At 47.1% G+C, this 327-nt stretch carries 1 protein-coding gene; it reads right to left on the bottom strand.

Translation table 11 applies throughout. From position 1 onward, the window contains the following. Nucleotides 1–185: 185 nt before the first annotated feature. Nucleotides 186–272 carry a putative holin-like toxin gene (locus tag CHH58_RS18705; protein WP_280137069.1) on the bottom strand — a complete coding sequence of 29 codons (87 nt, stop codon included), beginning with the start codon at nt 270–272 and terminating at the stop codon, nt 186–188. Between the last annotated feature and the right edge of the window lie 55 nt (nt 273–327).

Genomic DNA, 327 nt, shown 5'->3' on the forward strand with positions numbered 1-327 from the left:
TTTTACTCCAATAGTCACATGACAATCCCTTCCAATTGCGTTACTATAATATTTGTGCACAGAAAAAGACCGTCCGGTGCTGCCAACACCAATCGGTCTGTCCAGTAATAGCATGATTCCCTAGGGGATCTGCGCGAAAAAGAGGTAACACAACCACCCTTCTCGAGCTGCCAACTCAAGGGTGGTTATTTTTTCTGGTTCTTTTCCGACAAGATCGCAACAATCAACGTTCCAAATCCGATCATCAACGTCAACGCCTCTGCCACCGTCATCCGCTACACCACCCTCCGTAAAGGAAAGAGTAATGCGCAAACCACCCTTGAGTCA

This window comes from Terribacillus saccharophilus (assembly GCF_002272745.1).
GTDB classification, from domain to species: Bacteria; Bacillota; Bacilli; order Bacillales; family Amphibacillaceae; genus Terribacillus; species Terribacillus saccharophilus_B.

Coding starts and splice junctions, on each gene's coding strand:
- CHH58_RS18705 (WP_280137069.1), bottom strand. CDS start 272: ATGACGGTGGCAGAGGCGTTGACGTTGATGATCGGATTTGGAACGTTG.